This window comes from Massilia yuzhufengensis (genome assembly GCF_900112225.1).
Lineage (GTDB): Bacteria > Pseudomonadota > Gammaproteobacteria > Burkholderiales > Burkholderiaceae_D > Telluria > Telluria yuzhufengensis.
The window spans coordinates 1-13,110 of sequence record NZ_FOLD01000021.1 but is presented as its reverse complement, the minus strand read 5'-3'; the positions used below and the strand labels follow the sequence as shown (position 1 = coordinate 13,110).

The following is a 13,110-nucleotide window of genomic DNA, read 5'->3' as shown; positions in this document are numbered from 1 at the left end:
CGCCGCCCACGTGCCGGCGGCCGCCGCCGTAGCTGCTAACGGGAAGACTGGGCAGGTCCCGGTCTCCGGACGCGAGGACCAGCCGCCGTCGCGGTCAATCCTTCAAGCTGAACCCACCTTGCCTGACCAAGGTCCGGTGCGGGTTCGAGGATGATTGCAGCACCGTTTCGTTTGCCATTGCGTCATTGTCGTAGTCCACAACCTCGGCGCCATTGGGTTCCACATGCGTGACGCGTAGCCGTAGCCGGTCGCCCCCGGTCATGCCCAACCGGTCGCCATCGCTGGCCTCGACCAGGAAGCGGTATCCCGCGCGACCGTTGTAGCGTCCCGTTCCTTCCATTCGTACCAGGTTCCCCTCGCGGGACAGCGCACCGACGCGATCGCTCACGAACTGGAAAGGGCCTGCCAAGGTAACCAGCGCACGGTCTGCCGCAGAAGCACCTGCCGCCGCCGGGCCGGGAAGCGGCGCCCACAACATGAAACGAAGGGCCTGCGTGCCCTGCCCCGCGCGCCCAGCGTAGTCGGACGCCCGGGCCAACGCGCCCTGGCCGCTGATCGCCGGCAGCGCTGGGTCGTCGACGATGTAATAGCGGGCCACGTCGGTATGCCGACCTCCGGAGTCGCTCACCTGAACCCTCACACGATAAACTCCAGCGGCACAGAAGCGGTGCTGGAACGTGACCTGGCCGACGCCACCCGTTTCACGCACCGCCGGATGGGGCGAGGTGCAGTTGTCGTCCCAGGCCACGGCCGCGCTGTGGGTCTGGCTGGGCGAATTGTCGACGAAGCCGACGGTGGCCCGGACCTCCTGGCCGACCTCGGTCCTGTCGGGCACGCCTGTGATGGGGCCGAGCACCGGCGCGTCCGTCCCGCGGACGCCTGGGCGCAGCAAAACCAGGCCGGCAGAGGAGTAGGCCAGAATCGCTCCCCCCGTCGTTGATCGCCCTTCCCGAATACAGCACCAGTCCGGCCGGGGGGCGGTACAGCTGCGTATGCAGGTCGACGGGATTCGCGCCGCCGTCCTTCGGAATACAGGAAGTTGTGCGACTCGCCCAGGTCCGTGGTCGACATCCCCACCGCCTCGTCGACGTCGTTGATGGCGCGGATCTGGGTGGCGTAGCCGCCCAGGCCGCCGACCGATTCCCCCATGGACGGGCGGTCGATCGAGGCGCCCTGGTAAGGGGTTTCCGGTCCGAAGCTGTGGACCGCAAAATGGCCGAGGTTGTTGAGCGCAAGCGCACGCGCACGCGCGTACTTGCTGCCTGCCGGCGATGTCGAGTAGTATTTCGGAGCCGCGCCGGCAAGCGCTGGAAGCATGGCCAGTAACGCCGCCAGGCAGGTGCAGCGGCATTGTTTTGCCATCATCTCGACCTCCCCGCGGCAGTCCCGGGCCGCGCTTCGAACCCATTCTGACATGGGGAGCTTGTGATCTTGGTAGGATTCCGCTGCTAAAGCATTAGGAATTTGAGAAGTGGCGTCCTGCCGAGGAATGCCCGCTCGCGCACTAATCGCGCCGCAGCTTGTCGAACGGCGGCTGGCCCGACTGCTGGCCATTTTCGAAGGAGAGCGCCATGTACAAGACCATCCTCGTCCATGTCGACGGCAGCTCCCGCCAGGATAGCCGCCTGCGCGCCGCGGTACGGCTCGCCACCGAAGACGACGCCCACCTGATCGGGAGCGCGGCGACCGGCATCTCCTGGATGGACTTCGCCGTGCTGGCCGGCTCCGCCGGGGCACCGGTGCAGGCCGTCGATCTCGGCGCACTGCGCGACGCGGCGCTGCTGCGGCTCCAGGCGTTTTCGGAGCAGGCCGGGCGCCTGGGCGTGGCATCGCACGAGGCCCGCCTGATCGAGGACGCGGCCGGCTACGGCCTGCTCCTGCAGTCGCGCTACGCGGATCTGGTCGTCCTGAGCCAGGACAGCGATGACGACCCGGGTCCGCCGCCCCCTGTGCGGCGCCTGCCCGAAATGCTGGCCCTGAACGGCACCCGGCCGGTGCTTGTGGTCCCCGCCTCCTACGCCGACGAGCCGATTCCCGGCACGGTCGTGGCGGGCTGGGACGGCAGGGTTCCCGCGCTGCGGGCCCTTGATGCGGCGCTACCCCTGCTGCAGCGCGCCACTACCGTCAAGCTGGTCACGATCAATCCCTACCCGCAATCCGGACTGCATGGCGAAGAGCCCGGGGCCGACATGGGGCTCTACCTGGCGCGACATGGGGTGGCGGTCGAGGTGGTGGCCGAGCGCACCAGCGCCACCGTCGGCAGTACCCTGGCGGGCATGGCACGCGACTGCGGCGCGGGACTGATGGTATGCGGCGCCTATGGCCACAGCCGCTTCCATGAATGGATGCTGGGCGGCGCCACCCGCGAACTGCTGGAGCGCGCCCCGGTCCCGCTCCTGATCGCCCATTGACTGAAGCCTGCCATGAACATCCGCGACGACATCCCGCCCTCGGAACAGCGACGCGAAGCCAGCACCTGGCAGGGGGGCGCGCGCGCAGGCTACCCGGAATCCCGGGTCGAGCACGCCCACATCGACCTGGCCCTGAACGCCTGGCTGGGACGCCTGACAGGCTACATCTCGCCCGCCGCACTCGCGGCCGCCTGGCAGGACTGGGCCGCGCACCTGCTGCTCTCGCCGGCCAAGCAGACGGAACTCGCCGTCCAGGCCGCCGCCGACTGGAGCGAGTGGCTGCGCTACAGCGCCGCAGCCATGCTCGGCAATGCCGACGAACCGGTGCGTCCGCTTGCCCAGGACAAGCGTTTCAGCGACCCGCTCTGGCATGCCTGGCCCTGGAACGGGATCAGTCAGGGTTTCCTGCTTAGCCAGAAATGGTGGCACCGCGCCACCAGTGGTGTGCGCGGGGTCTCGCCCCACCATACCGACGTGGTCACCTTCGTGGCGCGCCAGCTGCTCGATGGCATGGCGCCCTCCAACTTCATCGCCACCAATCCGGTGGCGCAGCAGGTCACGCTGCAGCGCGGGGGCGAGAACCTGGTGCGCGGCGCGGTGCGGGCCGTGGGCGACCTGCGCCGGGCCTTGGCCGGCACCCACGCCCCGGTCGCGTTCAAGCCGGGCCGCGACGTCGCCATCACGCCTGGCAAGGTGGTGATGTCAAACCGTCTCGTCGAGCTGATCCGCTACGAACCGGCTGCACCCCAGGTGCATGCGGTGCCGCTCCTGATCGTGCCGGCCTGGATCATGAAGTACTACATCCTCGACCTGTCGTCGCATAATTCGCTGGTGCGCTACCTGGTCGAGCATGGTCATACGGTCTACATCATTTCCTGGAAGAACCCGGATGCCGACGACCGCGACCTGTCGCTCGACGATTACCGCCGCCTGGGGGTGATGGCCGCGCTCGACACCATCGAGGCCCAGACCGGCGCCCCGCGGGTCAATGCCTGCGGCTACTGCCTTGGCGGCACCCTGCTGGCGATCGCGGCCGCAGCGATGGCGCGCGGCGGCGACCATCGCCTGGCCAGCATAACCTTGCTCGCGGCCCAGGTCGATTTCACCGAACCGGGTGAGCTGTCGCTGTTCATCGACGACAGCCAGGTTGCCTTCCTGGAGGCCGTCATGTGGCAGCAGGGCTACCTCGACACGCGCCAGATGGCCGGCGCCTTCCAGCTGCTGCGCTCGAACGACCTGATCTGGTCACGGCGCTTGCGCCAATACCTGCTCGACATCCCGGACAAGGACAACGACCTGGCCTCGTGGAATGCCGACGCCACCCGCATGCCTTGCCGCATGCATTCGGAATACCTGCATACGCTTTTCCTGAAGAACCGCCTGGCCAGCCAGCGCTACATCGTGGACGGCCATCCGGTGGCGCTGACCGACATCAAGGCGCCAGTGTTCGCGGTGGGCGCCATGACCGACCATGTCGCGCCCTGGCGCTCGGTGTACAAGATCATTCCGCTGACCGATACCGAGGTCACCTTCCTGCTCACCACCGGCGGCCACAACGCGGGCGTGGTCTCGCCGCCGGGCACGCCCGGGCGCAGCTATCAAGTATCAGTCCACCCGCACGAAGCGCCCTACATCGGTCCCGACGCCTGGCAGGCGATCAATCGCCGACAGGACGGCAGCTGGTGGCCGGCCTGGGAATCCTGGTTGGCACGCCACGCCGGTTCCCTGGTGGCGCCGCCAGACCCGGTGACCGGACCTGCCGCCCCGGGCAGCTACGTCCTGCAGCCTTGACGAATGCCCGGCAAGCGCAGCGGCTGCAATCTCCTCCCGACACGCGCCGCCTCAGCGCGGACGCAGGGCCGTGCCGAAGCGCGCCAGGCCCAGCGCGAACAGCACCGTACCGATCGCCAGCACGGCCAGCATGGGTCGCCACACGACGTCGATACCGGCGCCACGGAACAGGATCGCCTGGCTGATGTCCACGAAATGGGTGGTGGGCGCCAGCAGCATCAGTTCGCGCAGCACCAGGGGAATGCTCTCGCGCGGCGTGGTGGCGCCGGACAGCATCTGGAGCGGCAGCAGGGCCAGGATCACCAGCAGGCCGAACTGCGGCATGCCGCGCGCGGTTGCCGCCATCAGGATGCCCAGCGAGGTGGTGGCGAACAGGTGCAGCGCGAGCCCGAGCAGGAACATCGGCAGCGATCCCTGCAGGCCGACCTGCAGCAACCCGCGCAGCACCACCAGCAGCGCCACCACGGTCGCCAGCATCACCACCGCGGCCATCGACCACAGCTTGGCCAGCAGGATTTCCACCCGGCGCACCGGCATCGCCAGCAAGTGCTCGACGGTGCCGTGCTCACGCTCGCGGATCAATGCGGCGCCGCTGAGGATCACCGACAGCATGGTCACATTGTTGATCAGTTCCATCAGCCCGCCGAACCAGCTTGGCGTGAGCGCCGGGTTGAAGCGCGCCCGCACCGTCAACCCGACCGGCGGCGCTTCCTGCATCCGCACGCCGCGCGCGAAGGCCGCCACTTCGCCCAGCGCGATCTGCTCGACGTAGCCGCTGCCGGAGAACGCCTGGCTCATGCGGGTGGCGTCGACGTTCAGTTGCAGCGCAGCCGGGCGCCCCGCCAGCACCCGGCGCTGGAAGCCGGCCGGGATCACCAGCACGAAGGTGGCGCTGCCGCGATCCAGGCGCGCATCCAGTTCGTCCAGGCCGATGACCTCGGGCGGGATGAACTGCGGCGCCAGGAAGGCCTGGCGGATCCGCAGCGACAGCGCCGACACGTCCTCGTCGACGATGGCGAGCGAGGTCCGACTCAGTGTATCGGGCTGGGCGGTCGCGGCGACGTACACGGCCGCGGTGAAGCTGTACACGATCAGGCCCAGCATCACCGGGTCGCGCAACAGGCTCCACCACTCCTTGACGCCCAGGCGCCAGATCTTGTGCCAGGACAGGCCCACGGCTAGCGCTCCTGCCGCGGCAGGGCCACGATCGCCAGGCCCAGGATCACGGGGATCGCCGCCAGCAGGGCCAGGAACTCGGCCCGCAGGTCGCTCCAGCCAAGCGCCTTCGAAAAGACACCGCGCGCGACGGTCAGCATGTGCGAGGCCGGATAAGCTTCGCCGATCATCCTGCCGACGCCCTCCAGCGTCTCCACCGGGTTGATCAGGCCGCCGAACTGGATCGCCGGCAGCATGGTGCCGATCATGGTCAGGAAGATGGCCGCGATCTGGCTGCGAGTGAAGGCCGAGGCCAGCAGGCCGATGCCGGTCGAGCAGATGCAGAACAGGAAAGCTGCCGCCGCCAGCACCGCCACGCTGCCCTTGAGCGGGACGCCGAGCGCCGTCACGGCCAGCAGCGTCATCAGGGCGAAGTTCAGCATGGCGAGCAGCACGTAGGGCGCCGCCTTTCCGAGCAGGAACTCGCTGCGCCGCAGCGGCGTCACATACAGGTTGACGATCGGACCCATCTCCTTCTCGCGCACCACCGCCAGCGCCGCCTGCATGGCCGGCAGGTTCAGCAGCAGCAGGGCGATGATCGCCGGCACCATGGCGGGCATGCTGCGCACGTCGGGGTTGTAGCGAAATCGCGTCTCGACGCTGGCGATGGTCGTCCCTGCCCCCGCCCCGGCGGCGCCCGCCATGGCGGCCCGGGTGCGCAGCCAGTGCGCGTGCATGCCCTGCACATAGCCTTCTGCCGTCTCGGCGCGCGGCGGGTTGGCGCCGTCGATCCAGGCGCCGATCTCCACTGGCCGGCCGCGCTGCAGCGCGCGTGCAAAGCCGGGCGGGATCTCGATCGCCAGCGCAAGCTCGCCCGAGCGCATGCGGCGGTCGAGGTCGGCGTAGTCCGCCAGCGGCGGCCGCTCGCTGAAGTAGCGCGAGCCGGACAGGTTCAGTGCATAGTCGCGGCTGAGCGCCGTGCCGTCGCGGTCGAGCACGGCATATGGCAGGTCTTCGACGTCCATGTTCAGGCCATAGCCGATCACGATCATCAGGAGCAGCGAGCCGAGCGTCGCCAGCAGGGCCCGGACCGGGTCGCGCCGCAGCTCCAGGCTTTCGCGCCGGCTGCAGGCCGCGGCTCGGCGCAGCCAGGCGAAGCGCGCGACAGCCTGGGGTTGGTGCGGCGGCAGCGCGGGCGCCGGCTGCGCCGCCTCGGGGTCGGCTTCGCGCAGCCAGGCCACGAAGGCCTGTTCCAGGCTGTCCACGCCCCGCTCGCGCCGCAGATCCCCGGGCGCGCCACAGGCCAGCACCCGGCCGGCATGCATCAGCGCCACCCGGTCGCAGCGCTCGGCCTCGTTCATGAAATGGGTCGAGATGAAGATCGTCACGCCTTCCTGGCGCGACAGGGCCAGCATCTCGCCCCAGAAACCGTCGCGCGCCACCGGGTCGACGCCGGAGGTGGGCTCGTCCAGGATCAGGAGCTCGGGCCCATGTACCAGCGCGACCGCGAGCGACAGGCGCTGGCGCATCCCCAGTGGCAACGCGTCCGGCATGGCGTCGAGCACCGGCTCCAGCCCGAAGCGCTGGGCCAGGTCGGCGCAGCGGCGGTGTCCGGCATCCTCGGGCAGGTCGAACAGGCGCGCATGGAGCAGCAGGTTCTGGCGTACGCTCAGTTCGTGATACAGGGAAAAGCCCTGCGACATATACCCGACCCGGCGCCGGCTGGCGAGGTCGTGGCGCTCTACCTGCTGGCCCAGGACCCAGGCCTCGCCGCTGCTCGGCGCCAGCAGTCCGGTGAGCATCTTCATGGTGGTGCTCTTGCCGCAGCCGTTGGAGCCGATGAAGCCGAAGATCTCGCCACGCGCGATGCGGAAACTTACGTCACGCACCGCGACGAAGTCGCCGAAACGCCGTGACAGCCCGCGCGCCTCGACCACGGCGTCCGCCAATGGCGCCTCTCCTGTGGGCACTGTTTGCAGGGGTGGGGCGGCCGCGGGCCGCTGTCCGGCCCGGCGCCCAGGCGGCAGCAGCGCCACGAAGGCCTGTTCCAGGTCGGTGCAGCCGGTGCGCGCCAGTAACGCGGCGGGGCTGCCGGCGGCCAGCACCCGGCCGGCGTCGAGCGCCACCAGCCAGTCCATCTGGCCGGCCTCGTCCATGTAGGCGGTCGCCACCACCACGCTCAGGGCCGGCCGCGCGCGCCGGATCGCGGCGATCAGTTCCCAGAACTGCACCCGGGCCAGCGGGTCGACGCCGGTGGTGGGCTCATCCAGGATTAATAAGTCAGGCTCATGAATGAGAGCGCAGCATAAGGCCAGCTTCTGCTTCATCCCGCCCGACAGCAGGCCCGCCGGACGCCCGAGGAAGGGATGCAGCCCGGTGCTGCGGCTCAGGAGGTCGATACGTGCCTGGGCGGCCGGCGCGTCGAGGCCGAACAGGCGGGCAAAGAACTGCAGGTTTTCCTCGACCGTGAGCGAGGGATACAGGTTGCGGCCCAGCCCCTGGGGCATGTAGGCGATGCGCGGGCTGGCCTGGGCACGGAAGCCTGCGTGGCCAATGTCGCCGCCCAGCACCTCGACCCGGCCATGGCGAAAGCGGCGCGCGCCGGCCAGCACTGCGAGCAGGCTCGACTTGCCGACCCCGTCCGGCCCGATCAGTCCCGTCATGGCGCCCGCCGGCAGGTCCAGGCTGATGTCGTCCAGCGCCGTCACGCGCCGGTAGCGCAGGCGCAGGCCCTCGACGCGAGCGACCGGGGGCGCCGGGGCCGCGCCCTCCCTCATTGGCCGCCTCGCAGCGCCAGCGCAGGCGGCCAGTTCGCGCGGCGGTCGAGCCGTACCCAGGCGACGCCCGGTACCCCGGCCTTGACATGGTCGGCGTAGCGCAGCAGCACCTGGCGATCGACCTGGGCCTTGACGCGGAACATCAGCTTCTGCCGCTCGCTGGCCGTTTCCACCGACTTCGGCGTGAACTGGGCGCTACTGGCGACATAGGTGACCCTGGCCGGCACGATGAAGCCGGGTGCGGCGTCCAGCCGCAGGCGCACCTCGGCGCCGAGCGCGACGCGGCCGGCGGCGGCCTCGGGCACGAAAAAGCTCATGAAGACGTCGCTCAGGTCGATCAGGTTGAGTACGGTCCCGCCGCCGGGAAGCACTTCGCCCGGCTGCGCCACGCGGTACTGGACGCGCCCGGCGCGCGGCGCGCGCAATTCGAGCTCGCGCAGGTCGGCGTCGATGCGGGCGGTCGCGGCCAGCGCCACGGCGACGCTCGAGCGCGCCTCCACCACCTGGGCGCGGGCTGCCTCGATGGCAGCGGCGGCCGCTTCGCGCTGGGCCCGCGCCGCCGTGACCGCGGCCTCGGCGCCCCGTACCCGCGCCTCGTCGTCGTCCAGCTCCTGGGACGGCACCGCGCCGGCTGCCGCCAGGGTGGTGGAGCGGCGCAGGCGCCGCTGCGCCGCTTCCAGCTCGCTCAGACGCTGGACCACGTTCGCGGCGGCAGCCGCCTCGTCACCGCGGCGCATCGCCAGTCCGGCCGCGGCCTGCGCCACCGCGTCGCGCGCCTGGCGCTCGCGCGCCGCGCTTTCCGCGCGCTGCGCCAGCAGGGTGTGCGGGTCCATGCGCGCCAGTACCTGCCCTGCCTTCACCATGTCGCCCTCTTGCACCAGCACCTCGGCAACCCGTCCCGGCAGCCTGGTGGCGATGTCGATCTCGGTGGCCTCGATGCGGCCATTGCCGCCGACGAAGCCCGGACCGGGGTCCTGGCCCTGCCCGCGCCCTTGCCACCAGAGCCCGGCCGTGGCCCCGAGGGCCAGCAGCGCGGCCAGCAGCAGGAGCGCGCCGAGGCGCCAACCGCGCCAGGCGATCATGGTGCCTCGCGCCCGCGGATCCTGCCCCGCGGTGGCTGGGAGCGCGCCAAGCTTCTGTGGAATTTGATGTGCATCAAAGCGCTCGCGATGGGAAACCTTAATGCTGTTGGCACTTCGACAAAGGGTGGCCCATCATGTTCCTCGAACGCATCTGCATTGCCACCGACGGTTCCGACCTGGCCGTCCGTGCCGCCGAGATGGCGGTCCAGCTGGCCCGTTCAGGCGCCGGGCGCGTGGTCGCGGTATCGGTCGCACAACCGCATTTCCGCATACCCGACAGCGGCGAGGCCGCGCCGGACGCGCAGGCGGCGCAGGCAGAATTCGAGCGCGCCCGCCGGGCCGCGCACACCCATGCCGACACGGTGGGCCGCATCGCCCAACTGAGCGGGGTCAGCTGCGACCCCGCCATCCCGCTGGCTTCCAGCCCGGGCCCCGAGATCATCCGGGTGGCCGAAGAACACGGCTGCGACCTCATCGTGATGGGAGCGCACGGGCCCAACGACGCCAACCGCCTGTTTACGGGAAGCGTGGCGCAGTACGTGCTGGCCAACTCGCCCATCCCCGTCCTGCTGCTGCGCGATCCACGCGAGGCCACGCGCCCCGATTTTACCGAAGATGGCATGGCTTGAAGCGTGTCAGGGAACGATCGCCACTTTGAGCACGCCGTCGCGCTGGTTGGCGAACAGCTCGTAGGCTTCCTCGATCCGGTCGAGCGGGAAGCGGTGCGTTACCAGTGGCCGCAAGTCGACGCGGCCCGACGACACAATGTCCATCAGCCGCCGCATGCGGTGCTTGCCGCCCGGGCACAAGGTCGTGATCAGCTTGTGGTCGCCCAGGCCGGCGGCGAAGGCATCGACCGGGAGGCTGAGCTTGCCCGAGTAGACACCCAGGCTCGACAAGGTGCCGCCGGGACGCAGGGCCCGCAGGCAGCTCTCGAAGGTTTGCTGGGTACCGAGCGCCTCGATGGCGACGTCGGCGCCCTGCCCGCCGGTCAGTTCGAGGATTGCCTCGACGGGATCGGTGTGCCTGAAATCGATGACGTGGTCCGCGCCCAGCCGTTTTGCCATCTCGAGCCGTGCCGGCACCGTGTCGACCGCGATGATGCGGCTGGCGCCGCGCAGCCGCGCCCCGGCGGTGGCGCACAGGCCGATCGGACCCTGGGCAAACACCGCCACGGTGTCGCCGATGCGGATCGCGCCGTTCTCGGCGCCGCCGAAGCCGGTGCTCATGATGTCGGGGCACATCAGCACCTGCTCGTCGCTCAGGCCGCTAGGTACCGGGGCCAGGTTCGCCATCGCGAACGGCACCCGCACGTATTCGGCCTGGCAGCCGTCGATGGTATTGCCGAAGCGCCAGCCGCCGATCGCATGTCCCCCGCACTGCGCCTGGTGACCCTCCAGGCAGGGATGGCACTGGCCGCAGGGCGTGATCGCCCCCACCACGACCCGCTGGCCGAGCGTGTAGCCATCTACCCCGGCGCCCAGTTCGGCGATCACGCCGACCGGTTCGTGCCCGACGGTCAGGCCGGGCGCAACGGGGTATTCGCCTTTCAGTATATGCACGTCCGTCCCGCAAATGGTCGTCATCGTCACCTTGACGATGGCTTCGCCGGGCCCTGCATGGGGTACCGGCTTGCGCCCGAGCGCGATCCGGCCCGGCCCCTCGAAAACTGCCGCCTTCATCATTTCCATCGGATCCTCCCGTCGGTGATGGATCCCGGACTTGTTACACCGTTCAGCGCGCCATCAGGACGGACATCGTCGCGTTCTGCAGCACGTGCCGGGTGACACCCCCGAGAAAGAGTTCGCGGAACTGCGAATGGCCATAACAGCCCATGACCAGCAGGTCGTAGGCTTCCTGGGCCGCCAGCGTGAGCAGCGCCCGACCGCCATCGATGTGGCGGTCGATCGCCAGGATCTCGGCCTGGACGTCGTGCCGCGCCAGGAAGGCGGCGAGATCGGCCTGTTGCTGTGGATCGGCCAGCTCGGTATCGCCCGGCGGCCGGAACGCGACGATGGTCGCACGCACGGCGCGCCGCATCAGGGGCAAGGCCGCCAACAGCGCCGCCGACGCTTCCTTGCTGCCGTTCCAGGCGACCAGCACATGCCGCCCGAGGCCGTGTGTCACCGGCGCGCAGGGCACCACCAGCACAGGGCGTGCGCAGGTGAAGGCCACGTATTCGGGGATGCGCCCGATGGTGTCGGTCAGGGCTTCGCTCAGGTCGTCCTGGTTCACGATCACCAGGTCGGCAAAGCGCCCGAGCCGCGCCAACGCCTCGCTGGCCAGGTCGCACACCAGCCGTTTTTCGAATGCGACGCCGGCTTCGCCCGCCAGCTCGCCGAAGCGATCGAGCGCCTGCGTCGCAGTTTCATGCAGGGGATCGAAATAGCTGGCCTCCAGGCTGCCGGGCACTGCGTGATAGCCACGAGGGAATACCTCGCGCGACACACCGATGGCGGCGACGCCGACCAGGTGTGCCTCGTGCTCGGCAGCCAGCCTGGCGGCGATGCCGATGCGTTGCGGCGCGTGGCGCGAGGCGTCGGCGTGCACGATGATGGTTCGGTAGCTCATGGCATGCTTCTCCTGGTTGATGCGTCCGGATGTCCCTTGCTAGGCGTGATGTCGGCGGGCCGGCCTGGTCGCCCGGGAATACCCCGCAAGCGGGCCGGGTGGGCGGCGGCGCAGGGCCAGCACCGCGCCGCGCGCGCTCGCCAGCACGCGCAGGCCGCAGAAGCGGTGCAGCGAGAGCAGGCCCGGCAAGGCGGCGACCACCTCGCGGCCGATCCCGAGCTCACCGTCTTCCACCCGCGGCGCCGCATGGTGCAGTGCGTTGAGCAGCAGCGCATTGTCGCGGCGCTGCTCGCGTACGCCGGGAAAGCCGATCGTTTCCATCAGTGTCTCCTCGTGGCGGAAGGCGGCTTCGATGGCTGCCAGCAAGCGCGCGAAAGCTGAGGGAAAGCGTTCGTCCGGCTCACCTGCCGCAGCGTGGACTTGGGTTAGCAGGCCCTTGCGTGCATGAGTCAGCGCGCGAAGGACGGTGTGCGCGCTTTGTGGGGGATGTGATGCGGGAATCATGATGCAGACCTGTTCCGGATGGCGGCGGCGAGGATGAAGTAGCAGTCTCCCCGTTCCACTACGGCCCTGTCTTTGATCCACATCAAATGTCTCGGGTTCGCGTTAAAGGCACATGGACGCAGCGCCGCTGAAGCCAGCTAATCAGGTGTCAGCGCACCACAGTCCAGAGCCTTCGGCAGGTCTCAAAATGCGTTCGCGCCTTCGCCAAGTTTCAAAGCTAGTTCGCGACAAAGTGAACTAATGTTGAGAGAGCAGAGTGAAGCAATCGCGTAGAATCAGATAGTTACATGCGAACGGTACAGGTCGAATTTGGTCCGCCGGACGATTATCCTGTCACGAGCCAGGATCGTCCGGATACGACGCCGACTTCACAACCTCAAGCTGTACCGGCTGGGCCAGGATGACGCGGGCTTCGATCACCGTCACCCGCCGCGCGCGGTGGGCCTGTTGCTTGGCGCTGTCACCTTTTGCTATGGATGGGTTTGATTGCCAGGCGCAGCAATCCCTCGGCAGACGTGACGCGCCCGCCATCAAGCGCCCTGCGCCAGCCCAGGTAGTTCGTCAGGTAGCGGGACGCGACGCCGTGGAAGCGCGCCAGCCAGTCGCGCAGGCGGCGGTGATAGGCATTCACGTTCTGTACATGGATGGCGCCTTCGCTGCTGCGACGCACCCGCTCGCCGGCGCGCAGGTTGACGTACTGGTGGGCGATGCCGTGGCGCCGGCTGAACGCCCGGTAGGCCGCGTTGGCGTCGGTTACCAGCAGCACTTGGGGATCGAGCATCGGTAACAGGTGCCGTTCCAGCTGGAGCGCGCTCACGG

At 69.3% G+C, this 13,110-nt stretch carries 11 protein-coding genes; 3 read left to right on the top strand and 8 right to left on the bottom strand.

Annotated elements, in window-relative coordinates; genetic code table 11:
• Nucleotides 1-94: 94 nt before the first annotated feature.
• Nucleotides 95-856: a hypothetical protein gene (locus BM031_RS16630; RefSeq protein ID WP_091875690.1), complete on the bottom strand. Its 762-nt coding sequence runs from the start codon at nt 854-856 to the stop codon at nt 95-97.
• Nucleotides 857-1,571: 715 nt separating this feature from the next.
• On the opposite strand from BM031_RS16630, the gene BM031_RS16625 reads away from it, so the two are divergent.
• Both BM031_RS16625 and BM031_RS16620 read left to right on the top strand, forming a co-directional pair.
• The gene (locus BM031_RS16625) at nt 1,572-2,411 is read left to right on the top strand and encodes a universal stress protein (RefSeq protein WP_091875689.1); all 840 of its coding nucleotides are present in this window, start codon (nt 1,572-1,574) and stop codon (nt 2,409-2,411) included.
• Between the two features lie 12 nt (nt 2,412-2,423).
• Nucleotides 2,424-4,202 carry a PHA/PHB synthase family protein gene (locus BM031_RS16620; protein ID WP_091875688.1) on the top strand — a complete coding sequence of 593 codons (1,779 nt, stop codon included), beginning with the start codon at nt 2,424-2,426 and terminating at the stop codon, nt 4,200-4,202.
• Nucleotides 4,203-4,253: 51 nt separating this feature from the next.
• Here BM031_RS16620 and BM031_RS16615 read toward each other — a convergent pair whose 3' ends face one another.
• Genes BM031_RS16615 through BM031_RS16605 form a run of 3 tightly spaced genes read right to left on the bottom strand, consistent with a single transcriptional unit; the run spans nt 4,254 to nt 9,216 of the window.
• A complete protein-coding gene (locus BM031_RS16615) occupies nt 4,254-5,378 on the bottom strand; it encodes an ABC transporter permease (RefSeq protein WP_218147614.1) in 1,125 nt (374 codons plus the stop codon).
• A gap of 2 nt (nt 5,379-5,380) precedes the next feature.
• The gene (gene rbbA, locus BM031_RS16610; protein ID WP_091875687.1) at nt 5,381-8,134 is read right to left on the bottom strand and encodes a ribosome-associated ATPase/putative transporter RbbA; all 2,754 of its coding nucleotides are present in this window, start codon (nt 8,132-8,134) and stop codon (nt 5,381-5,383) included.
• The gene (locus BM031_RS16605; RefSeq protein ID WP_091875686.1) at nt 8,131-9,216 is read right to left on the bottom strand and encodes an HlyD family secretion protein; all 1,086 of its coding nucleotides are present in this window, start codon (nt 9,214-9,216) and stop codon (nt 8,131-8,133) included. The genes rbbA and BM031_RS16605 overlap by 4 nt, the downstream gene beginning before the upstream one ends.
• Before the next feature lie 134 nt (nt 9,217-9,350).
• Here BM031_RS16605 and BM031_RS16600 point away from each other — a divergent pair, with 134 nt between their 5' ends.
• Nucleotides 9,351-9,845, top strand: a complete 495-nt coding sequence (locus tag BM031_RS16600) for a universal stress protein (protein ID WP_091875685.1) — start codon at nt 9,351-9,353, stop codon at nt 9,843-9,845.
• A gap of 6 nt (nt 9,846-9,851) precedes the next feature.
• On the opposite strand, the gene BM031_RS16595 is transcribed toward BM031_RS16600, so the two are convergent.
• The 4 genes from BM031_RS16595 to BM031_RS16580 form a co-directional block, all read right to left on the bottom strand.
• The gene (locus BM031_RS16595; RefSeq protein ID WP_091875684.1) at nt 9,852-10,907 is read right to left on the bottom strand and encodes an NAD(P)-dependent alcohol dehydrogenase; all 1,056 of its coding nucleotides are present in this window, start codon (nt 10,905-10,907) and stop codon (nt 9,852-9,854) included.
• A 43-nt stretch (nt 10,908-10,950) separates the two neighbouring features.
• On the bottom strand, nt 10,951-11,787 hold the full coding sequence (locus tag BM031_RS16590; protein WP_091875683.1) for a universal stress protein: 837 nt from the start codon (nt 11,785-11,787) through the stop codon (nt 10,951-10,953).
• Between the two features lie 39 nt (nt 11,788-11,826).
• On the bottom strand, nt 11,827-12,291 hold the full coding sequence (locus BM031_RS16585) for a bacteriohemerythrin (RefSeq protein WP_143084619.1): 465 nt from the start codon (nt 12,289-12,291) through the stop codon (nt 11,827-11,829).
• Nucleotides 12,292-12,751: 460 nt separating this feature from the next.
• The coding region (locus BM031_RS16580) for a transposase (protein ID WP_143084618.1) at nt 12,752-13,110 on the bottom strand (359 nt) is incomplete at its 5' end.

Coding starts and splice junctions, on each gene's coding strand:
- BM031_RS16625 (WP_091875689.1), top strand. CDS start 1,572: ATGTACAAGACCATCCTCGTCCATGTCGACGGCAGCTCCCGCCAGGAT.
- BM031_RS16620 (WP_091875688.1), top strand. CDS start 2,424: ATGAACATCCGCGACGACATCCCGCCCTCGGAACAGCGACGCGAAGCC.
- rbbA (WP_091875687.1), bottom strand. CDS start 8,134: ATGAGGGAGGGCGCGGCCCCGGCGCCCCCGGTCGCTCGCGTCGAGGGC.
- BM031_RS16605 (WP_091875686.1), bottom strand. CDS start 9,216: ATGATCGCCTGGCGCGGTTGGCGCCTCGGCGCGCTCCTGCTGCTGGCC.
- BM031_RS16600 (WP_091875685.1), top strand. CDS start 9,351: ATGTTCCTCGAACGCATCTGCATTGCCACCGACGGTTCCGACCTGGCC.
- BM031_RS16595 (WP_091875684.1), bottom strand. CDS start 10,907: ATGGAAATGATGAAGGCGGCAGTTTTCGAGGGGCCGGGCCGGATCGCG.
- BM031_RS16590 (WP_091875683.1), bottom strand. CDS start 11,787: ATGAGCTACCGAACCATCATCGTGCACGCCGACGCCTCGCGCCACGCG.
- BM031_RS16585 (WP_143084619.1), bottom strand. CDS start 12,291: ATGATTCCCGCATCACATCCCCCACAAAGCGCGCACACCGTCCTTCGC.